Raw genomic sequence first — 21809 nt, 5'->3', positions numbered from 1 at the left:
ATTTGTGCTGAAATTTCGTAGAGCGGATTCTTGTGAATTTTCAAATTAAGCCATTTTCAAATTTTCAAATTGATGTTTTTATATAGCGCTTCCTTAACTGATTATAAACGACTGGCAACAAAAGAGGTAAAGATCGGCGATTTGCTGCTGGGTAATTTCCATCCCATCCGTTTGCAAACAATGACCACTACTGATACAATGGATACCATTGGCACGGTAGAGCAAAGCATCCGCTGTATTGAAGCCGGCGCAGAGTTGGTTCGTATTACTGCACCTTCAAAAAAAGAAGCGGAGAATTTACAGAACATCAAAGATGAATTACGCAAAAGAGGTTACAACACACCGTTAGTGGCAGATATTCATTTTACACCAAACGCTGCCGAGATCGCTGCACGTATTGTGGAGAAAGTGCGTGTTAACCCCGGCAACTATGTTGACAAGAAAAAATTTGAACAGATCGAATATACTGATGCGGAATATCTCGAAGAGATCGATCGTATTCGTGAACGTTTTACTCCGTTGGTGAAAATTTGTAAAGAGTACGGAACTGCAATGCGTATTGGTACCAATCATGGTTCACTTAGCGATCGTATTATGAGCCGCTATGGCGATACTGCGATTGGTATGGTGGAAAGTGCCATGGAATTTTTGCGCATAGCACGTGCAGAAAGTTTTCACAATATTATGCTGAGCATGAAGAGCAGTAATCCACAGGTGATGGTGCAGGCATATCGTATGCTCATCAATCACATGATGGATGAATTCAACGAATGTTACCCGTTGCATCTTGGCGTTACTGAGGCGGGTGATGGTGAAGATGGCCGTGTAAAAAGTGCTGCGGGTATCGGCACATTACTCGAAGATGGTATTGGTGATACGGTGCGTGTAAGCTTAACCGAAGATCCCGAGTTTGAAATTCCCGTTTGCAGAGACCTGGTAAAACGTTATCAGCAAACTGAAAAGCCGACAGCAAAGATTCCGGCTATTTCTACTTCCGGATTACCTTATTCTCCTTTTGAATACAAACGCAGAGAAAGTTTTGCAATCGGCAATATTGGTGGAAAGCAAGTGCCTGTTGTAATAGCTGATTTGAGTAAACTTGATTCTATCACACCAAAAGAATTGGAACGTGTGGGGTATAAATATGATGAAGCAACTGACAAGTGGAGTATAGGTGATATGGCTGCTGATTATATTTTCATTGCCAATCAAACATTAAATTTTGAATTGCCCGGCACGTTGAAAGTGATCGTTTACCCTGAAACATGGAAAGCATCTGTTGCTACTGTTTCAGGCGAACAGAAATACTTTCCCATTTTTGCAGATAGTGGTTATGCAGAAGCTGAGGTAAAAAATGATCTGTTGAATTTTGTTATGATCGATTGTTATAACGATGATACAACGCTTAATGATTATACTTATCTCGACGTATTGGCAAACGATCCAACTGTTGTATTGTGTTTAAGCAGCACCAATAAAAATGCAATGCAGAGTGTGCGTCGCATGTTTATTGAACTGATGAATCGTAAGATCAAAAATCCTGTTGTATTAATTACAGACAGTAACTGGCAAACTGCCGATGAACATCTCATTCATTATTCAACTGAGTGCGGTGCATTGTTGCTCGATGGTATGGGCGATGGAATTTGTTTGGGAATGAGTACAAAAAGTTATTCGCTGCAAGCCGCCAACTATTCGCAAAATACAGCTGGTAGAAATTATCTAAGTAACCAATCACCCGAACAGTTCATCAATAACACGGCTTTCAGTATTTTACAGGCAACACGTACACGAATTTCAAAAACGGAGTATATTTCATGCCCGAGTTGTGGAAGAACATTATTTGATCTGCAGGAAACGACAGCAAAGATCCGTTCTGTCACCAATCATTTGAAAGGTGTGAAGATCGCTATCATGGGATGTATTGTAAATGGCCCCGGTGAAATGGCGGATGCAGATTTTGGTTACGTAGGCAGTGGTCCGGGAAAGATCACATTGTACAAAGGAAAGGAAGTGGTGAAACGAAGTGTAGATAGTGAAGTGGCAGTTGACGAACTCATTAATTTATTAAAAGAAAACAGTGCCTGGGTTGAACCGGCGTAAAACAAGAAGTATGAAAATTGTAAAGATCATTGCAGGTATTTTAGTTGTTGCATCCTTTGCCAGTTGCACTATCAATGAAGAAATAGATTTGAGCACTGCAGGCAAAGGTCAATATATGTTGGCCACCGATATGAGCCAGGCTTTGGAAATGATGAAGAGCATGGGTGGCGGACAAATGCCCGACAGTTTAAAAGGGAAAAAAATCGATACCACAATGTCGCTGGCATCACAACTTGATTCATTAGATAAACCACTCTCGGCAGAAGAGCAGGCTTACTTTAAAAATGGAACTCTTCACATGGTGATGAGTATGGATGATAATAAATTCAACATGGAAACAAAATATCCGGTGAAGGATATTAAGGACCTGCAAAAGTTTTTTAAAGCTTACTACTATGTTGATTCAGTAAATAAATCAAAAAAGAAAACACCGCAGCCTGGTGAAGAAGCACCGGAAGAAGGAGCACCGGGCGCAGGTATGGGTGGCCTGGCAAACGTGATGGGCAACATGCCATCAACAGCATCACCTTATATCATTACAGATACAAGCATACAACGTATTGCACTTACCAAAGAATCAATGACAGAAACCTATGGCGATAAAATGAAAGGTGCTGAAATGTTCATGAGCCAGATGGTGATGAGTGTTACCATAAAACTACCACGAATTGTAAAAAGACTTGAGGGCAAAAGTGCAAAACTGCTTGATGATAAAAAGACCGTTTTCTTTACTGCTTCCATGGCTGAAATGATGGAAGATCCTGAAAACGGAAGTTTCCTTATTGTGTTTTAAGTTCAGAGGGGATTTACTTTTTCCAGTAAAGGTTCGGTACGGTTGCGTTTATTCAGAAAACAATATTTGTTTCCTGACCTGCTCCTACACGCTATCAAATTGCCACAGCGCAAAATCAACTCATAAAAATTTTGAAATGGAGGTGAATTAGAGAAGAAAAATTTTGCACTGGCCCCCATCATTGCATTAAGCTGATAAGCTAGAGCCAGTGCAGAAATTATTTTTTGAAACTGATCTTAATCTCCGTTTGGTGATCAGTCGTCAGTACATATTCTTTTATTTTATTATCCAACGCCGTGCCAAAAAATCAGATTGAATTTACCATGACCCAATTGTGACGAATGCAAAAACGGTCATCTACATTTCCAGATGATTTTAATATTTTGGCTCTTCATTGAAGTAGTTTTTGTTGTTAATAAATTTGCTTTTTCTCCACCTATCACAAAAAGACATCTCGTTTTTGCCGACTGAATTTAGAATGTAGAATTACTTCCACATTTATTCTTCCCAGTTATTTGCTGAAATTGCTGTTGGTAAGTAAGCATTCTGCTGAAACTAATTTCAGCGTGATGATCATCTTCCATCAGTTCAGGGCAGCAGTGAACAAGCGATTTTTCGTGTTTGGTTAACATCTTAATAAGGTTTAATAATAAATAATAACTGTGTTGTATTTGCGGCAAGCAAATACTTACAGAAGGTCTGAGATACGTTGATGGATTTACGAAGTAAAGATTGGGCGTCTTACTGGGAAGGATCTGCTTACATGTAAACACTTTATTATGTGTTATGGATGTAAAATTATGTATTCAAAATACATTTATCAATACCCTAAATAGCTAAGTACTGGTAATTTAATACTTAGGATATCTACTATAACAAACCGTAAATTAAGCTGATTTGGTTTCTTTATCTTTATTGCTTTAACTGAAATAATAGATGCAGACAGATTTTCTCGTAATAGGATCGGGCATAGCTGGATTAACATATGCCATTAAAGTTGCGGAAGCATGCCCTGATAAACAGATATTGGTAGTAACCAAGTCCAATGCAGACGAAACCAATACCAAGTATGCGCAAGGCGGCATCGCCGTGGTAAATGATCTGGAGAATGATAGTTTCGATAAACATATTGAAGACACGTTAATTGCTGGAGATGGATTGTGTGATCAACAGATCGTTGAGATAGTAGTGAAAGAAGGAGCTTTGCGTGTAAATGAAATTATTGAATGGGGTGCCAGGTTCGATAAAGAAAAAGATGGTGATTATTCGTTAGGAAAAGAAGGCGGGCATAGTGAGCACCGCATCCTTCATCATAAAGATGTAACAGGTGCAGAAATGGAAAGAGCTTTGCTTGAAACCATTCGACGCAGCAAGAACATTACATTGGTGAATCATTATTTTGTAGTTGATCTTATTACCCAGCATCATCTTGGTTTTCTTGTTACCAAATCAACACCAGATGTACAATGCTATGGTGTGTATGCACTGAACCTGAAAACAAATACAATTGAGATCATCCAGGCAAAGATTACTTTATTGGCTGCCGGAGGAAACGGACAGGTTTACCGAACAACAACCAATCCAGTAATTGCAAGTGGTGATGGTGTGGCAATGGTCTATCGTGCAAAAGGCCGTATTGAAAATATGGAGTTCATCCAGTTTCACCCAACAGCATTATACCAGGCAGGACAAAAAGGGCAAGCATTTTTAATTACAGAAGCAGTACGTGGCGATGGTGGTATTCTTCGTAATCATAAAGGCGAAGCATTCATGGAGAACTATGACGAACGTAAAGATCTTGCTCCCCGTGATATTGTTGCAAGAGCAATTGATAGTGAAATGAAGATCAGCGGTACTGAACATGTGTGGCTCGATTGCAGGCATATGGATATTGAAAAGTTCATTCATCACTTTCCGAATATTTATGAAAAATGTAAAAGCCTTGGAATAGATGTAACACAACATATGATACCAGTTGCTCCTGCTGCGCACTACAGTTGTGGTGGTATTAAAACAGATGAGTGGGGACGTACATCCATTAAACATTTATATGCAGCCGGCGAATGTGCAAGCACAGGTTTACATGGCGCAAATCGTTTGGCCAGTAATTCTTTATTGGAAGCAATGGTATTTGCTCATCGTAGTTATATGGATGCTGTTGAAAAAATCAAGCTCTTGGATGCAGAACAACCCGTATTGCCGGAATGGAATGCAAAAGGAACAAGTCAACCCAAAGAGATGATCCTTATCACCCAAAGCTTAAAAGAGTTGCAACAGGTGATGAGTGATTATGTTGGTATTGTGCGCAACGATATACGTTTACAAAGGGCCATGCGTCGTTTAGATCTGTTGTGGGAAGAAACTGAAAATCTTTACCGTAGCAGTTCAATTTCTCCGCAGATCATGGAGTTGCGTAACATGATCTCTGTTGGTTATCTCATTACTAAAGGAGCATCGTTCAGGAAAGAGAGCAGGGGATTGCACTTCAATACCGATTATCCAAACAAGCATCCATTGCTTCAGAACATTGTACTGTAGGCTTTGTGCAAAAAAGCTTAATCGTTAATTTCACGGCATGTATTATATCGTTTACGGTTTCCTTCGTTTACTTTCCTTTCTTCCAATGGCAGTGCTTTACTTGCTTGCCGATCTTGCTTATGTAATTATTTTCTATGTGCTTGGCTATCGAAAAGAAGTGGTGATGAATAATCTCTTAACTGCTTTTCCCGAAAAAACAGAAGAAGAACGAAAGAAGATTATGAAAACATTCTATCATAACTTTTGTGACACGTTTCTTGAAATGATCAAAATGTTTTCATGGAATACCGAAGAAATTAAAAGAAGGTTTGTCTGCAATATTGAAGTGATGAATGATTTTGTTGGCAAAGATCAGAACGTACTAATCGTGTCTGGCCATTACTTTAATTGGGAAATGGCCAATCTTGGATTAGGGGCTCTGTCAAAAATGCCATTCGTTGTTGTGTACATGCCTATACGTAATAAAGCCATCGACAAAGTTGTGTATGATTTAAGGCGAAAGACGGGTGTGGTTTTAGTGCCGGCTACAGATTTTCAAAACCAGGTGCGTGAGCATACAAAAAATCAACACGCATTAATTTTAGTTGGAGATCAAAACCCCGGAAACCCGGCAAAAGCATATTGGACTAATTTCTTCACAAAGCCGGCACCTTTCCCAAGAGGACCTGAGAAAGGAGCACGAAGAGGTAATACTATAGTTATTTATGCGGATTTTTATAAAGTAAAACGTGGTTATTATAAATGCGAGTTTGAATTGTTGACATCTAGTCCAAATAATTATAAGGACGGCGAACTCACCCGTTTGATCGTTGATAAAATTGAAAACTCTATTCGTCAACGCCCTGCTAATTATTTATGGAGCCACAGAAGGTGGAAGCATGAATGGAGGGATGAATATAAAAAGATGTGGATCGATAAATGATCGTACCGTGTTTTAACGGTAAATAAAAAATGATTTCACGGTTTATGACTGGTTGAATGTTTTGTGTTTACAAACTTATTAGTTTTAACAGCAAACCCAATTCATTTAATTGTAAACTACTACGTCATGCCAGGAAGAAAAATTTCTAAAAAAGAAGTTGTTCGCTTAGTAAAAAAGTATAAAAAAAGTGGGGAGAAGAAAAACAGCATTTCTGCCTGGTTTTCTTTAGCCAATATGCAGGAAATTGTTAAGCTGATTGGAGATTTGAATGATTCTGCAACAGGTAAAACAGGTGATGGTGTGCGAGTGTATTTCAGCCGTTATCCAAATAACGTAAGTGATCCGGAAAAACAAGACAAAAACACCGTTGTATTTGTGCCAACCTATAGTTTACATGGAGGTAGTACGCATCATGATTATATTTCGGCTGAAGAAGTAAAAAAGCTTTCTGAAGAAATTGGTGATCCGGATACTGAAAGCCAGGTAGAATCATTGAGAAGTGTTGAAGAAGAGGAGGGTGAACTTGGCTTTAACCATGCCGAACTTTGTCCAAGCAATTGTGAGGGAGGTACGGTAGGTGGTGCTTAATTTTAATCTGAATGTTTTCATTTCTCACATTACATAGCTATTTTGAAATTTTCGCACTGCTAACCAGCATAATTTGTTGGCGTTCCATCAAAAAAACGCCATTACGCTGGTTAGCATTCTTTATGCTCTTTATTGTACTGGTTGAGTTAACGGGCAGATATTACAGAACGGTTTTACATCAATCCAATGCATGGCTTTATAATTTCTCCGTACCAATTGAGTATTTGTTCTACGGTTGGTTGCTAAGCCAATACTTCAAAAGCAATGTTTTTATTAAGATTGCAAGAGTATTTTTAATTGGCTTTTTTGTTTTTGCAGGGTTGCAACTATTTGTATTTGGAGAACTGGCTACCTTCAATCCCATTTTTTTCAAGATCGGTAGTCTTGCAATGATCGTCTTTTGTTGTTTTTATTTTATCGATTTTATGCGGGAAGAAGTGCCTGTGAATCCTGTGAGTGAGCCCATGTTTTGGATCGCATCTGGTTTATTTCTGTTCAATGCCGGGGAGTTTTTGTATGTTTCATTATCGAGTATATTATTCAGCGATTGGCAAAAGTGGAGCACTGTTATCAGTAAAATCAATAACAACCTGGTTATACTTTTATATGCCACTATTTCAATCGGTATCATAACAATGGCACGTAAACAATGGATTCAGAAATAGCACAACTACTTTTTTATTTTACAATAGCAATTTTGTTATTGGGTATTTTCTTGATCGTCTTTGTCATCATTTATCGCTTACGTATGAATAACTACCTCAAAGAAAAGGAGCAAACAAGGCTTCTTTATGAGCAAACACTTTTGCAAACCCAACTTGAGATACAGGAACAAACACTCAAAAACATCTCGCAGGAAATTCATGACAACGTGGGGCAAGTTTTAACACTTGCCAAACTGAATCTTGCAACTACTGCTGTTGATGACTCGGGTGCAAGGGAGAAAATTAAAACAAGTCAGCAACTCATAGGTAAAGCTATCCAGGATTTGCGTGATTTGAGCCGCAGCCTGAATACTGACTATGTAGAGCAGATGGGCCTTCTGCGCTCTATCGAATATGAGCTCGAGTTACTGAAGAAAACGGGTAGCATTCAAACAAGTTTCCTCATTACCGGAACTGTTGAAAAGCTTGACAAGCACAAAGAACTCATATTGTTTCGTATTGTTCAGGAAGCAATACACAATGTAATACGTCATGCAGAGGCGGGCAAAATAAATACAACAGTTGTATTTAGTAATCATGCAATGGAAATTTGTATTGAGGATAATGGTAAAGGGTTCGATATAAAACCAATAACAAATTCCGGAGGTAAATCGTTTGGTCTTGGCATTCGTAATATGCACGAACGGGCTACATTAATTGGAACACGGTTTTCCATTAACAGTGAACCGGGATCAGGAACAAAACTTTATCTTCAGGTACCTTTAAACGAAACGATGGATGAAGCAGGCAGAAAAAATTAAAGTAGCATTGGCTGATGACCACATTTTGCTGCGAAAAGGTTTGGCAGGAGTGGTAGACAGCTTTGGGAACTACTCGGTTTTATTTGAAGCTGACAATGGCCAGCATTTTACACAGCAGATAAAAAAACATGGAGAGCCTGATATTGTACTGATGGATATCAACATGCCGGAGATGGATGGTTATGCAACTGCTCAATGGCTAAAGCAGCATTATCCTTTAGTAAATGTGATAGCGTTATCCATGTATGACAACGAAAACGCTATTATCAGAATGTTTAAAGCCGGAGCAAAAGGATATATTCTTAAGGACAGTGAGCCACCCGAATTACAGAACGCATTAGATTCTGTTCATCAAAAAGGGTATTATTATTCTGAGTTGGTAACGGGACGGTTGATTCATTCCATCAACCAAATGGATGATAATAAAAGCGAAATAAAAATTCTCAACGAGTTAAATGATCGTGAAGTTGAATTTCTGAAACATGCATGTACGGAAATGACGTACAAAGAAATTGCTGAAAAAATGTTTCTTAGCCCCAGAACAATTGACGGTTATCGTGATGCATTATTTGAAAAACTTGAAATTAAAACAAGGGTGGGGCTGGTGATGTACGCAATTAAAAATGGTATTGTATCGGTATAAAAAAGTCCCGCTTAAATTGCGGGACTTTTCATTTAGTTCAAAACACTTTTCTCTTTCTCTATTTTAATTTTCTGTTCTTTTATTTTATTGAACCCACCTACTACATTGCGCAGGTTATGGAATCCTTGACGTTTAAGAATTGAAGAAGCAATTACACTTCTATAACCACTTTGACAATGCACATACAGGTTATCTCTTTCTTCAATGTTTGCGATTAAACCGGGGTCAGTTATCTCTCCCAAAGGAAGGTTCACTGCATCTTTCACATGACCATCGGCATATTCAGTTTCCTTGCGCACATCAACTACAACAAGATTATCATCAAATGGAAGATCCATGGCCAGTTCATCGGCTTCAACATCAATAATAATATCAACTTGTTCACCGGCATTGGCCCATGCGTCAAAACCACCTTTTAAATAACCACCCACTTTATCAAAACCAACTCTCGCCAAACGCACAATAGTTTCTTCTTCTTTTCCTTCTTCACTCACCAACAGAATAGTTTCATCAAACGGCAATAAAGCACCTGCCCATTCAGCAAACCGTCCTTCAAGCCCAATGCTGATCGATCCCGGAACAAATCCTATGGTGAATATGTCTGCATTGCGGGTATCAAGTATAAGTGTTTTCGGTTCGTTGGCTTTTTGTTTAAACGAATCAATATCTAATGCAATAAGACCTTTCTTCAAAACAGCCTCTAATGATCCATAACCTTCTTTGTTGATTCGTGCATTCACGGGAAAATATTTCGGTGGAGCATCAAGCCCATCAGTTACTGCTTTCATAAATTCTTCTTTGGTTGATGGCTGCAATGCATAATTTGTTTGCTTCTGTTCACCAATTGTGCTGGAGGTTTCGGGTCCGAGACTTTTACCACATGAGCTGCCGGGGCCATGTGCAGGATAAACGATCACATCATCTGCCAAGGGCATTATCTTCTGCTGCAACGAATCATACAATTTACCTGCAAGCTCACTCATAGAAAGATCGCCACCTTGTGCAAGATCGGGACGGCCAACATCTCCTACAAACAAAGTATCGCCGGTAAAAACACAATGATCTTTACCTGTTTCATCTTTCAATAAGTAACAGGAACTTTCAAGTGTATGACCGGGGGTATGTAAAACTTCAATGGTTAAATCCCCAACCTTGAATTGTTCGCCATCTTTTGCTACATGAACGGGGAATGATGTTTCCGTTTGTGGCCCGTAAACGATTGGCGCATTTGATTGTTGTGAAAGATCAAGATGACCGCTTACAAAATCGGCATGGAAATGCGTTTCAAAGATATACTTGATCGTGGCATTTCTTTCCTTAGCCAGTTTAATGTAAACCTCTACATCCCTTAACGGGTCAATAATGGCACATTCGCCATTACTTTCAATATAATAGGCTGCTTCACTCAAACAGTTTGTATACAGCTGTTGTACGTACATAATCTTCTCTGCTTTTTTTGCAAAAGTACGTTAGTCTGTTTAAACAGCCTCAGGAGTGCGTATAGGTGTGGGAAAAGGTCAGGCGAGAAGTTGTGTTACAAACTCATTTACTTCCTGCAGTCGTTCATGATTAACTGTGTACCAGATGAATTTGCCTTCCCTGGTGGTTTTCACAATGTTGCTGCGGCGCAAAATGGCTAAATGTTGTGATGCAACTGATTGTTCAAGCCGAAGCTTTACATAGATTTCAGTTACGGTCATTTGACCATTTTCATTGATGAGTTGAATAATTTGCTGTCTTAGTTTGTGGTTTACAGAACGAAGAATGAGTGAAGCCTTCTTCACCGCATGATAATCGAGAGGAATAGGAACATTGCTCTCTTTTTTCTTAGTGGTTGCCATCTAAGGGTAGTTTAGTGGTTGGGTAATTTCGGGTGCTAAATCTAACTATTGTAAAACTAACAGTAAATTTACGCATTTAATAGTCGTAAAAGACATAATTCATATCTGCGTGGAATGGAACTCTTTACCGTACACAGGAACCGAATAAGCGAGTGAACTGAAGTTTTTTTGTTCAAATTGTTTATCGGCCAATGTTATCATATCACCGGCATTCCACTTCACATCTATAAAAGCTGCATTTGGGTGGGCGCAAATAGTTTGCCACTTAGGAGCACCATCACCAAAAAAGAAAATACGGGAGCTTTCAAGCTGCTTGGCAAAAGAGTCGGCGGTAAGAATTAGGGCAGAAACGGGAGCAACCTGCTGCAAATCTGCGGAATAAAGAGCGGCGAATACTTCCATCCGGCGGGCATCGATCATTGGGCAAAACCATGAATCTGCTTCATTTTTAAGAATAGATGAGGCCGAAGCACTCATTACAAGCGTAGTTTCAATACTGATCAATGGAATATCTAACGCATAAGCCAAGCCTTTAGCCGATGCAAATCCTACCCGGAGGCCAGTATATGATCCTGGACCGGATGTTACGGCTATTGCTTCAAGATCTTTGAGTGTTTGATTTGATTCATGCAATAAAGAATGAATGGCAGGTTGAAGAAACGAAGCATGATCCCGCTGGTAATGGTTGGTCTTTAAACCTATCAAAATCCCATCCTTTGCCAAGGCAACTGAAGCATGGGTGGTAGAAGTATCAATGCAAAGCAACAATGCCATATCAGTTTTTGATGGTTTCGGTGAAAGAAGAAGCGGGTTGATAGCGTTTATCTTTTTCTGCCAGTTTGTGTAGAAGCCGGATTATACGATCAGCCCCAATATTGTTACACCACTCAAATGGCCCTATTGGATAGCTGGTGCCCAATTTCATAGCTGTATCAATTTCTGACTCAGTTGAAACGGCTTCTTCCCTTGCAAGAAATGCTTCATTCACGATCATACATACTGTTCTTGCGCTTACAAAACCGGGCTCGTCTTCAGTTCTTAATGCAGGGATATTGAGTGTATGAAAAAGCTGCTGAAATTTCTCTATGTGATTATCAACTACTGCGAACTCAATACAGTTCCTGTTGATGAAAGTTGGCCAGTGATTAAAGCGTGCAATGGGTAATTGTGAATCGGTCGTTAATTCCTTTAAAGTAAATGTTACTGAACCTATGAGGATGGGTATGGTAGCTGTTCGATATTGATCGATAGTTGTAGGATGGTCTTCAATTGTTAGATCAATGATGCAATCGGCTGTTGTCAAATCTTCAGATGAGAATTCTTCTCTTCTAATGCAATCAATGTCTGAAAAAGGAAATTCCTTTCCAAATAAATCTGTTACAGGTTGAGAACTGATTAGGACCAAACGCATACAAGCAAATTTACAGGGAAGCAAAGTAAACACGCTTATTTCTTCGGCTAATAAAGTAAGTTTGCCGCATGATGGAAAAGAAAATTATACAAACCGATCATGCACCTGCACCGATCGGTCCATACAACCAGGCTGTAGCGGCTGGAGGTTTTTTATTTATATCAGGACAAATATGCATTAAGCCTGATACAGGAGAAATGAACAATACAGATATACAGGCAGAAACACACCAGGTGATGCATAACCTGAAAGCTGTTTTGCAGGAAGCAGGCTTAGACTTCAGTAATATAGTAAAGACAACGATCTTTCTCAGCGATATGGCTTTGTTTAGTGAGGTGAATGAAATTTATGGTAAGTACTTCGATGGTGGTTTTCCTGCAAGGGAAACGGTTGCGGTAAAAGGGTTGCCGAAAAATGTGAATGTAGAGATCAGTATGATCGCTGCGGGATAAAAAATAAAAAACGGTTGATCTTTTGATCAACCGTTTTTCGTTAGAGTCTTATTTCTTCGTCGTGGCTATCGAAGAAGTGATATTCAGTGAGGTGATAAGAAGTATTTGCTCTCACCTTAATTTTTTGTTTGTATTTCCAGCTCCACCTCATACGCTTCGAGATGAAACCTTTTTTCAGGTATGCTTCCATGATTGGGTGTACAGCTATCATTAATTCTTTATGCTTCTGCATAACAAGATAACTGATGTTCTTTTCAATCTCATCTTCCAGTATCAAGGTTGCTGAAACTTTACCTGTGCCATTACAGCTCGGACAAACTTCCTGTGTGTTGATGTTCACTTCAGGTTTCATGCGCTGACGTGTGATCTGCATCAAACCAAACTTAGAAATGGGAAGGATTGCATGCTTTGCTCTGTCGGCACGCATAAATTCTTCCATCGCTTCTGCCAAACGACGTTTGTTATCCGGCAATTTCATATCAATGAAATCAACCACGATTATACCACCAATATCACGCAAACGTAATTGGCGGGCAATTTCTTCAGCAGCTTCCAGGTTTGTTTGCAATGCATTTTCTTCCTGGTTTGCACTTACACTTTTATATCCACTGTTTACATCAATAACGTGTAATGCTTCTGTATGCTCAATAATCAAATATGCACCGCTGGCAAGGTTCACTGTTTTACCAAATGATCCTTTTACTTGCTTGGTCACGCCAAAATTATCGAAGATGGGAGAGCCGTTTTGGTAAAAGGTTACGATCTCGGTTTTATCAGGTGCTACTTTTTGAATATAAGTGCGGGCATCATTGTAAATGTTTTTATCATTCACAACAATACGGTTGAAATCAGCGCTCAATAAATCACGGAGAATGCTGGTTGTTTTATCAGTCTCGCCTAAAATTTTAGAAGGTGCAACTCCATTCTTCAGATTCTTTTGAATCTGCTGCCACATATTTATGAGGTTGTTGAGATCTTCGTGTAGTTCTGCTGTATTTTTTCCTTCAGCAGCAGTACGCACAATCACACCAAAGTTTTTGGTGCGTATCGATTCAACGATCTTTTGTAAACGCTTACGCTCATCACTAGAGTGGATTTTGCGTGATACAGCTACAATATCATTGAACGGAGTAAGTACAACAAAACGACCCGGCAAAGAAATTTCACAACTAAGGCGTGGGCCTTTTGCTGCAATGGGTTCTTTCAGGATTTGCACCAGGATATTGGGTTTGCCGTTAAGCACTTCACCAATTTTTCCTGTTTTAATGATCTCGGCCTCTGTTTGAAACTTGCCAAAATCACTGATGCTTTCACCTTTGTCGTTGATTGATTGTGTGGTAAACTTGAGGAGGGAGCGTACATAGGGACTCAGGTCGGTGTAATGAAGAAAGCCGTCTTTCTCAAAACCAACATCCACAAATGCGGCATTCATACCTGGTACAAGTTTTTTTACTTTACCGAGGTATAAATCACCAACAGTAAAACTGGCATCATGACTTTCCTGATGCAGCTCTACCAGCTTCTTGTCTTCTAACAATGCTATTTCCACCCCGGTTGGGGCAGAATTAATGATCAGTTCCTTATTCACTCAAAACGTCTTTTAAATTGAACTATGCTACTTCACCTGATCAGAAGGAAGGAGGCCACTGTACAGCAGATGTATACAAGCAAGCAGACAAATTTCTGCAATGGCCATAGCGAAGCAGAGTCCCGTTTACAAGCGGGACTCCGTTCAATTCAGAAGATTATTTATTCTTCTTCTTATGACGGTTCTTTCTAAGACGTTTCTTACGCTTGTGCGTCGCAATTTTATGACGCTTTCTCTTTTTTCCGCAAGGCATGTTTAATACGTTTTACGTTTTTTAAAAAATATGGTTATAATAACTTTATCTGTTCTTCTATCTGTTTCATCATTTCAGGACTGCTCCTGAATTTCCCCTGTGTTTCAAGTGATCTTACAGTTTGTAAAAACATCTCGTATTTCTTTTTGGCATTTACTTTATCACCACTGGTTTTATAAGCATCGGCCAAACGAAGGATCACTTCCAGGTTCTGTGGTTCAAGTGCAAGCACTTTTTCGAATCGTTCAATCGCTTTTGGCCATTGTCCGCTGATGGTTGAACCAACCCCCATCATATATTGGGCAAATGCATTCTGCGGATCTTTTTCCGCAGCTTCACGAATCAAAGCAATTCCACGCATTGGAGGCTCATCACCAGCACCACCGAAAAAGTAAGTGCTGCCGAGACCAATTTTGGTTGAATCGTTCGAAGGATTTAATGCTAATGCCTTTTCAAATAACTCTTTTGCTTCTTTGGCCATCCAAACCTGCAACGGTTGTTCCGATACTGTTTGCAGCTCCCTTAAAAACAAATGGGCTGCAAAGGTGAGGTTTTTCTCTGAATTTTCCAACTTAGCAGCCTCTGCAATGTATTTGGCGTAAGGCACAAATGCACCAATGGTATCCATCCAAAAGGCAGAAAGCTTGCGATAAACCTGGATCTGTTGATTTTTTACATCGCCCCTCACCACTGAGTTTTCCCATTCGGTTACTTTTTGTAACTGCTGGGCATTCAAACGTTTCTTGGCAAGACCAAGCATAGTGGGGAAGTCGAGAGTAACAGCCTGAGTGTTAGGGGCAGTTGCCGGCGCAGCGGTATTAGAATGATCATGGCCAGCATGATCATCTTCTACCTTTTTTGGAACGGTACGTCCGAAAAAATACAAAAGAAAAACTGCTGTGATTGCAGCAGTTACATAAATAATTTGTTGCCTGTTCACGCTTCAGAAAAATTGAAGTGCAAAGCTACAGGAAGTAAGGCATTAAATACCTTACCATTGCGTATTTAACTTTCGTCATCGTCCCCGCCATCGTCACTCACTGCCCCACCTTTATAACTGGTCTTAACTTCCTGCACAAATTCTTTTGCTGGCTTAAAAGCAGGAATATAATGTTCAGGGATATGAACAGCCGTGTTACGCTTAATGTTGCGGCCAATTTTGGCTGCACGTTTCTTCGTAATAAAACTCCCAAAGCCACGGATATAAATATTCTGACCCGCAGAAAGAGAATCCTTTACCTCTTTGAACATTGTTTCAAGAGTAACGAGAACATCCACCTTTGGAATGCCTGTTTTTTCTGAGATTTGGTTCACAAGATCTGCTTTTCGCATGCGTAAAAATTTAAGGGTTCTGGTTATTATTGGTCTAATATCCTGAATAAATTCCAAAAAATGAAACATATCGGCCATTTTTTTTTAGTAACTGGTTGATTATGAACAAAAAATGGCTGGCTGTTGTTAGGGCTTATTGCTGTTATTTTGCAGGCGTACTGGGTATTTGAGGAATAAAAATGATATGAACAGATCAAATTATTTTCGACAAAAATTACTTCACTGGCATGATTCAGTAAACAAAAGGCAACTTCCCTGGAAAGGCGAAAAAGATGTTTACCGCATTTGGCTGAGCGAAATTATTCTGCAGCAAACACGTGCAGAACAGGGTTGGAAATATTACGAACGCTTTGTACATCATTATCCAACTGTTCAAAATCTGGCCAATGCTCCCTTGGAAGAAGTGTATAAGCTGTGGGAGGGACTTGGTTATTATAACCGTTGTCGTAACCTGCACAGCACTGCCCAATTCATTGCTTTTGAATTAAATGGAAAGTTTCCTGATTCATTCGAAACCATCATTGAGTTAAAGGGCGTTGGTCCATACACCGCTGCTGCCATTGCTTCATTTGGGTTTGGTTTGCCGCACGCTGTTGTTGATGGAAATGTGTTTCGAGTTTTAAGCCGTTTTTTTGGCATTGATACGCCAATTGACAGCACAGAAGGGAAGAAGCAGTTTCAGCTGCTGGCAACACAATGTCTTGATACAATTGATCCGGCTGCTTACAATCAGGCTATCATGGATTTTGGTGCAACAGTTTGCAAACCCGATCTTCCCGATTGCAGCAATTGTAATCTGAAACCCAAATGCATTGCTTTCGAAAAAGGTATTGTGAATGAATTGCCGGTAAAAGAAAAGAAGAATAAAATTCGCAACAGGTGGTTCAGGTTTTATATCCTGGAATTGAACGGAGCATTTGCAGTGCAAAAAAGAATTGGGAAAGATGTGTGGGGGAACCTCTATGAATTTCCAAACGAAGAATATAAAACGGAGAAAGAATGGAAGAAGGCGGATACTTCATCAATAGAAGCATGGTTCAAAAGCTGTAACATCAAACAATCATTTACAGTTTTATCTGCCAGCAAACCCATCAAACAACAATTAAGTCATCAACTCATTTATGGGAATACTGTATTGGTTCAGTTAAAAGGAAAGCAAACAATACCGCAGGATTGGGAATGGAAAACGGCAAGCCAATTAAAACAGTTACCTTTTCCCAAATTGTTAAATGATTTTTTAAAAGCAGGTGTTCTTGAATTATTTGCAGCGAAGCATACAACAGTAAAGCAAAAAACGTAATTTAGAAGGAGTGACAGACGGGTCTGGCCATGATCTAATCATTCAGAACTAAAATTTATACGTATGCGAGGAGTTAACCGTGTGATGCTTATTGGCAACCTTGGAAAAGAACCTGACGTTCAGGTTTTAGAAGGTAACATTGCCGTTGCTAAATTTCCATTAGCTACAACTGAAACGTTTAAAGACCGCACCGGAAAACTGGTGAGCCAAACAGAATGGCACACTGTAGTTCTCTGGAGAGGGCTTGCAGAGTTAGCACAGAAATACCTGCACAAAGGAAGCCTTGTTTATATTGAAGGACGTTTGAAAACACGTAGTTGGGAAGACAAAGAAGGCGTTAAGAAATATGCAACTGAAGTTGTGGGTGACAATCTCATCATGCTTGATAAGAGAGCTGATGGTATGGGAAAACCCGATTCGCCGGAACAAATAGGTGGTTATCATGGCGACGATTTGCCACCAATTGGAGAACCAAGTGCCGACCTTCCATTTTAGGAAATACCGTTGCGTTGTTTATTTTTGCCGGTACAGCGGTACATTGTTCACTTAATTTTGATGCTTTGGATTATCAGCACGTCAGCACTTCTTTTGTATTGTCGATTAAGCCTGTGTTACTGGCAATTAACAGCCAGGGGTTAACATTACTGGTTATCCTTTTTCTCATCCTGCTCTTTTTCTCATTTGTTGTAAGTGGTGCAGAAGTAGCATTCTTTTCGCTTCGTTATAAAGATTTGAATGTAATAAAAACAAAACCCGATGCACCTGCACGCCGTATCGTAAACCTGCTTGAAGAACCAAAAGTGTTGATGGCAAGTTTGATGGCTGCAAATGTGATATTCAACCTGGGAATTATTTTTCTCACCAACTTTTTAATTGATGAAGCACTTAGCCTCCGTCACAATTTATGGTGGGTTGAGTTTATTTTAAAAGCAACAGCCATTACTGCATTAATACTTTTGTTTTGTGAAACATTGCCGAAAGTATGGGCATCGCAAAACAATATTTTCTTTGCTTATTTCGCAAGTTGGTGGATCGATGCAATTGTTTATCCCATTTTTAAATCAACAGGTGGATGGTTAGCCGGTTATACTGATGGCATTGAAAAAAGAATATCGAAGTATCAGAAAAAATCTTCTTTAAAATCAGAAGAACTTGATTATGCCATTGACCTGATGAGTGAAGATGAAGCTACGGTTGAAGAAAAACAGATTTTAAAGGGCATTCAGAATTTCAGCAACATCACGGTGAAACAGGTGATGCGTTCACGACTTGATGTGAGTGGCATTGAATATAAAACTCCATTCCAGGATGTAGTGAAACGTGTGCAGGAGTTGCATTACAGTCGTGTGCCGATCTATAAAAATAATCTAGACGAAGTAGTTGGTATTCTTCAAACAAAAGATCTGTTGCAACATCTTAATGATGCTGATGATTTTCATTGGCAGCAACTGATGCGTACTCCGTTCTTTGTGCCTGAGCAAAAACTCATTGATGATCTGATGAAAGAATTTCAACAGAAACGTATTCACTTTGCAGTTGTGGTTGATGAATTTGGCGGCACCAGCGGCATTGTAACAATGGAAGATGTGGTGGAAGAAATTATTGGTGAAATAAAAGATGAGTTTGATGATGATGAAAGCGTGAACAAAAAGATTGATGAGAATAACTACATTTTTGAAGGCAGAACCATTGTGCATGATATGTGCCGCACAATGAATCTTCCTGCCGATACGTTTGATAAAGTGAAAGGTGAGAGTGAATCGCTGGCCGGGCTTGTGTTAGAACTGGCAGAGCGTTTACCAAGAGTTGGTGACGTACTTGAAACGGGCGATTTCCAATTTACTATTCAGGAAGTAAGCCGTAACCGTATTGAAAAAGTAAAAGTGACCATTAAACCCCTTGACTGATCAAGATGAAACAAATGCATTTGCGTATCTCATACTTTGTATCTCGTGCTTTTTATCTTCTTCTTTCTGTTCTTGTTTTAATTGCCTGCAACTCCGATCCACGTCCGAGGCCAAAGGGATATTTTCAAATTGATTTTCCCGAAAAGAAATATGTGTTATTTGATGAACCGGGTTATCCCTACACTTTCGAATACCCTGCGTATGGAAAAGTGTTGAAGGATAGCACTTTCTTTGAAGCAAAGGCAGAAAATCCTTACTGGGTGAATCTTGACTTTCCTGAACTGGCAGGGCGTATTCACATCAGTTACAAATTGATTGGTGGGGAAAATAAATTTGATGCACTTGTGCAGGATGCATTTAAGATGACCAGCAAGCACAGTTTAAAAGCAACTTCCATTGATGAAATTCCGGTGAAAGGCCAAGCTGGTGTAAACGGATTTATATTTGACGTGGGTGGAAATGCTGCAACCGGTAAACAGTTTTTTGTAACCGACAGCAGCAAGCATTTCTTACGTGGTGCCTTGTACTTTGACGCAACACCAAACTACGATTCTATTCAACCGGTAGAGCAATTCCTGTATAAGGATATGCAACATCTGATTCAGACATTGAAATGGAGAAATTGACCTATCCCTCTCTCTTGAATTCTCTCTAATAAGTTTCTGCTGTACGGCCGTATCTTTGTGCCATGATTGTAATTGATGATATCTACATCAGTGATGAAGTGGTGGAGGAACAGTTTGTATGCGACCTTAACAAGTGTAAAGGTGGCTGCTGCGTAGATGGTGATGCAGGCGCACCGCTCACAAACGATGAGTTGAAAGAAGTGATTGTAGGGTTTGAAAAAGTAAAACACTTGCTCACAGAAGAAGGACGAAAAGTAATTGAGCGTGATGGTCTTTATCAATACGACCAGGAATTTGGCTGGGTAACACCCACCATCAGTAATGGTATGTGTGCGTATGGTTTGGTAGATGAAAAAGGAATTGTGAAGTGTTCATTTGAACAACAATACTATGCCGGTGAATTAAAATGGAAGAAGCCCATTTCCTGTCATCTTTATCCCATCAAAATCAGTAAGAGTAAAAACACAGAACAGCAGTATGTGAATTATGAACCGAGAGACCAGATGTGTAACCCCGGTTGTTTGAACGGACAAAAACTGAAAGTACCCGTCTACGTGTTTTTGAAAGAAGCCATCATTCGCAAATACGGCGAAGATTTTTATGAAGTGCTAACACAAATAGCAGATCAGTATTATACATCGAAGGAAGCAAAGAAGTAACTTTAATCAAATGAGCCAGACTGCAGATAAATTTATTGCAAAGAGCACCATTAAGGCTGCTGACCTTGATCATCGTCGTACAATCAATTTTAATATTGGAAAGTATAATGCAAAAGTGCCGGAAGGTAAACTGCAGTTCACACAATTACTCACAGCACGTGAACGAGCCAAGAATGTAAAGTGGCGTGCATTAGAAACTCTTGATCAACAACTGGAAGAATTTGAATCGCAATTTTCACGCAGGGGTGGTAAAGTAATCTGGGCTGAAAATGCAAAGCAGGCATGTGATGAAATTTTAAAGATCTGTGAAGCACGTAGCTGCAAAACTTTGGTGAAGAGCAAGAGTATGGTAACGGAAGAAATTCATCTCAACGATTTCCTTACCAAACATAATATAGAAAGTGTAGAAACTGATCTCGGCGAATACATTCAACAACTGGATGATGAACCGCCGTATCATATTGTTACACCCGCTATGCATAAAAGCAAGGAAGATGTAGCAAAGTTGTTTGCAGATAAATTGGGAACCGATCCAAAAGCAACACCAGAACAACTGACATTGGTTGCACGCAAAATTCTCCGTGAAAAATATGTACAAGCCGAAGTTGGTGTAACAGGTGCCAATTTTATTTTAGCAGATGTGGGTGGCATTGCTGTTACAGAAAACGAAGGCAATGCAAGATTGAGTTGTGCATTTCCAAAAACACATATCGTAATTGTTGGCATTGAAAAAGTATTACCCAGCATGAACGATCTTGGTTTGTTCTGGCCATTACTTTCAACGTATGGTACCGGGCAAAATGTGACAGTGTACAACAGTATTGTGCTGGGTCCGAAACAACCGGGAGAGAAGGATGGTCCGGAAGAAATGATTGTGATCCTGCTGGATAATGGACGAACAAACGTATTGAAGAATCCAAAGACAAGAGAAAGCTTATACTGCATTCGTTGTGGCGCCTGTTTAAATGCTTGCCCTGTGTATAAAAATATTGGCGGGCATAGTTATGGTACAACCTATAGTGGCCCTATCGGTAAAGTATTAACACCGCATCTCAGTGGCTTGGAAGAATACAAACATCTCAGTTATGCGTCATCGTTATGTGGTAACTGTACTGAAGTTTGTCCGATGCGTATCAACCTGCACGAATTATTATTAGAGAACAGGTACGAAGCTGTGGAAGAAGGTTATGCATCTTTTGGCGAACGCATGGCATGGAAGGTTTGGAAAAGAGTATCGCTCAGTCGTAAGCTCATGAACACCGGTAGCAGTAAAATGCGTAGCTGGATGATCAATAAATTTGTGAAAGATTGGACACGCCACCGTGGCGAAATGCATTTCCCTGAAAAAAGTTTCAATCAACTTTGGCGTGAACGAAACGGGCAGTAAA

Annotated in this window: 22 protein-coding genes; 15 read left to right on the top strand and 7 right to left on the bottom strand. The window is 39.7% G+C overall.

The features are described from left to right. The first annotated feature begins 72 nt into the window (after positions 1 to 72). The 8 genes from ispG (at position 73) to WG954_RS01780 (ending at position 9052) form a co-directional block, all read left to right on the top strand. On the top strand, positions 73 to 2103 hold the full coding sequence (gene ispG / locus WG954_RS01815) for a (E)-4-hydroxy-3-methylbut-2-enyl-diphosphate synthase (RefSeq protein WP_340433040.1): 2031 nt from the start codon (positions 73 to 75) through the stop codon (positions 2101 to 2103). A 10-nt stretch (positions 2104 to 2113) separates the two neighbouring features. Then, the gene (locus WG954_RS01810) at positions 2114 to 2896 is read left to right on the top strand and encodes a hypothetical protein (RefSeq protein ID WP_340433038.1); all 783 of its coding nucleotides are present in this window, start codon (positions 2114 to 2116) and stop codon (positions 2894 to 2896) included. Between the two features lie 936 nt (positions 2897 to 3832). Next, complete coding sequence (gene nadB / locus WG954_RS01805) at positions 3833 to 5434, top strand: L-aspartate oxidase (protein WP_340433034.1); 1602 nt, start codon at positions 3833 to 3835, stop codon at positions 5432 to 5434. A gap of 37 nt (positions 5435 to 5471) precedes the next feature. Further along, positions 5472 to 6356 carry a lysophospholipid acyltransferase family protein gene (locus tag WG954_RS01800; protein WP_340433031.1) on the top strand — a complete coding sequence of 295 codons (885 nt, stop codon included), beginning with the start codon at positions 5472 to 5474 and terminating at the stop codon, positions 6354 to 6356. 126 nt (positions 6357 to 6482) lie between these two features. Then, entirely contained in the window at positions 6483 to 6944 is a 462-nt protein-coding gene (locus tag WG954_RS01795; protein ID WP_340433030.1) for a hypothetical protein, read from the top strand. 122 nt (positions 6945 to 7066) lie between these two features. Continuing rightward, positions 7067 to 7609, top strand: coding sequence for a hypothetical protein (locus tag WG954_RS01790; protein WP_340433029.1), 543 nt, complete (start codon positions 7067 to 7069; stop codon positions 7607 to 7609). Next, positions 7594 to 8409 (top strand): sensor histidine kinase, encoded by an 816-nt coding sequence (locus tag WG954_RS01785; protein ID WP_340433027.1) that lies wholly within the window; start codon positions 7594 to 7596, stop codon positions 8407 to 8409. The genes WG954_RS01790 and WG954_RS01785 overlap by 16 nt, the downstream gene beginning before the upstream one ends. Then, positions 8387 to 9052 (top strand): response regulator, encoded by a 666-nt coding sequence (locus WG954_RS01780; RefSeq protein ID WP_340433025.1) that lies wholly within the window; start codon positions 8387 to 8389, stop codon positions 9050 to 9052. The genes WG954_RS01785 and WG954_RS01780 overlap by 23 nt, the downstream gene beginning before the upstream one ends. Positions 9053 to 9084: 32 nt before the next feature. On the opposite strand, the gene WG954_RS01775 is transcribed toward WG954_RS01780, so the two are convergent. From WG954_RS01775 to WG954_RS01760, 4 genes are all read right to left on the bottom strand, one after another. Beyond that, on the bottom strand, positions 9085 to 10491 hold the full coding sequence (locus WG954_RS01775; protein ID WP_340433023.1) for an MBL fold metallo-hydrolase: 1407 nt from the start codon (positions 10489 to 10491) through the stop codon (positions 9085 to 9087). Between the two features lie 78 nt (positions 10492 to 10569). Beyond that, positions 10570 to 10893 carry an ArsR/SmtB family transcription factor gene (locus tag WG954_RS01770; RefSeq protein ID WP_340433021.1) on the bottom strand — a complete coding sequence of 108 codons (324 nt, stop codon included), beginning with the start codon at positions 10891 to 10893 and terminating at the stop codon, positions 10570 to 10572. Positions 10894 to 10992: 99 nt separating this feature from the next. Beyond that, positions 10993 to 11667, bottom strand: a complete 675-nt coding sequence (tsaB, locus tag WG954_RS01765; RefSeq protein WP_340433019.1) for a tRNA (adenosine(37)-N6)-threonylcarbamoyltransferase complex dimerization subunit type 1 TsaB — start codon at positions 11665 to 11667, stop codon at positions 10993 to 10995. Position 11668: 1 nt separating this feature from the next. Further along, the gene (locus WG954_RS01760) at positions 11669 to 12304 is read right to left on the bottom strand and encodes a 3-hydroxyacyl-CoA dehydrogenase family protein (RefSeq protein WP_340433017.1); all 636 of its coding nucleotides are present in this window, start codon (positions 12302 to 12304) and stop codon (positions 11669 to 11671) included. A gap of 68 nt (positions 12305 to 12372) precedes the next feature. Between WG954_RS01760 and WG954_RS01755 the strand changes: the two genes are divergently transcribed. Then, positions 12373 to 12756 (top strand): RidA family protein, encoded by a 384-nt coding sequence (locus WG954_RS01755; RefSeq protein ID WP_340433015.1) that lies wholly within the window; start codon positions 12373 to 12375, stop codon positions 12754 to 12756. Between the two features lie 40 nt (positions 12757 to 12796). Here WG954_RS01755 and WG954_RS01750 read toward each other — a convergent pair whose 3' ends face one another. The 3 genes from WG954_RS01750 to WG954_RS01740 all read right to left on the bottom strand — a co-directional run bounded on the left by WG954_RS01750 (position 12797) and on the right by WG954_RS01740 (position 15929). Beyond that, entirely contained in the window at positions 12797 to 14344 is a 1548-nt protein-coding gene (locus WG954_RS01750) for an Rne/Rng family ribonuclease (protein ID WP_340433012.1), read from the bottom strand. Between the two features lie 287 nt (positions 14345 to 14631). Continuing rightward, positions 14632 to 15537, bottom strand: coding sequence for a tetratricopeptide repeat protein (locus WG954_RS01745; RefSeq protein WP_340433011.1), 906 nt, complete (start codon positions 15535 to 15537; stop codon positions 14632 to 14634). A 65-nt stretch (positions 15538 to 15602) separates the two neighbouring features. Further along, positions 15603 to 15929 carry an HU family DNA-binding protein gene (locus tag WG954_RS01740; protein ID WP_324230693.1) on the bottom strand — a complete coding sequence of 109 codons (327 nt, stop codon included), beginning with the start codon at positions 15927 to 15929 and terminating at the stop codon, positions 15603 to 15605. Between the two features lie 184 nt (positions 15930 to 16113). On the opposite strand from WG954_RS01740, the gene mutY reads away from it, so the two are divergent. The 6 genes from mutY (at position 16114) to WG954_RS01710 (ending at position 21808) form a co-directional block, all read left to right on the top strand. Next, on the top strand, positions 16114 to 17229 hold the full coding sequence (mutY, locus tag WG954_RS01735; RefSeq protein ID WP_340433009.1) for an A/G-specific adenine glycosylase: 1116 nt from the start codon (positions 16114 to 16116) through the stop codon (positions 17227 to 17229). 63 nt (positions 17230 to 17292) lie between these two features. Next, entirely contained in the window at positions 17293 to 17724 is a 432-nt protein-coding gene (locus tag WG954_RS01730) for a single-stranded DNA-binding protein (RefSeq protein WP_340433007.1), read from the top strand. 65 nt (positions 17725 to 17789) lie between these two features. Next, entirely contained in the window at positions 17790 to 19136 is a 1347-nt protein-coding gene (gene gldE, locus WG954_RS01725; RefSeq protein WP_340433004.1) for a gliding motility-associated protein GldE, read from the top strand. Positions 19137 to 19156: 20 nt separating this feature from the next. After that, positions 19157 to 19762, top strand: coding sequence for a gliding motility lipoprotein GldD (gene gldD / locus WG954_RS01720; RefSeq protein WP_340433003.1), 606 nt, complete (start codon positions 19157 to 19159; stop codon positions 19760 to 19762). Between the two features lie 62 nt (positions 19763 to 19824). Then, entirely contained in the window at positions 19825 to 20421 is a 597-nt protein-coding gene (locus WG954_RS01715; protein ID WP_340433000.1) for a DUF3109 family protein, read from the top strand. A 10-nt stretch (positions 20422 to 20431) separates the two neighbouring features. Next, positions 20432 to 21808 carry a LutB/LldF family L-lactate oxidation iron-sulfur protein gene (locus WG954_RS01710; protein WP_324230699.1) on the top strand — a complete coding sequence of 459 codons (1377 nt, stop codon included), beginning with the start codon at positions 20432 to 20434 and terminating at the stop codon, positions 21806 to 21808. The last annotated feature ends 1 nt before the right edge of the window (position 21809 follow it).

It is taken from the genome of Lacibacter sp. H375 (assembly GCF_037892425.1).
In the GTDB taxonomy this organism is placed as follows: Bacteria; Bacteroidota; Bacteroidia; order Chitinophagales; family Chitinophagaceae; genus Lacibacter.
The sequence above is the reverse complement of the archived record's forward strand: the minus strand, read 5'-3'. Positions and strand labels throughout refer to the sequence as shown.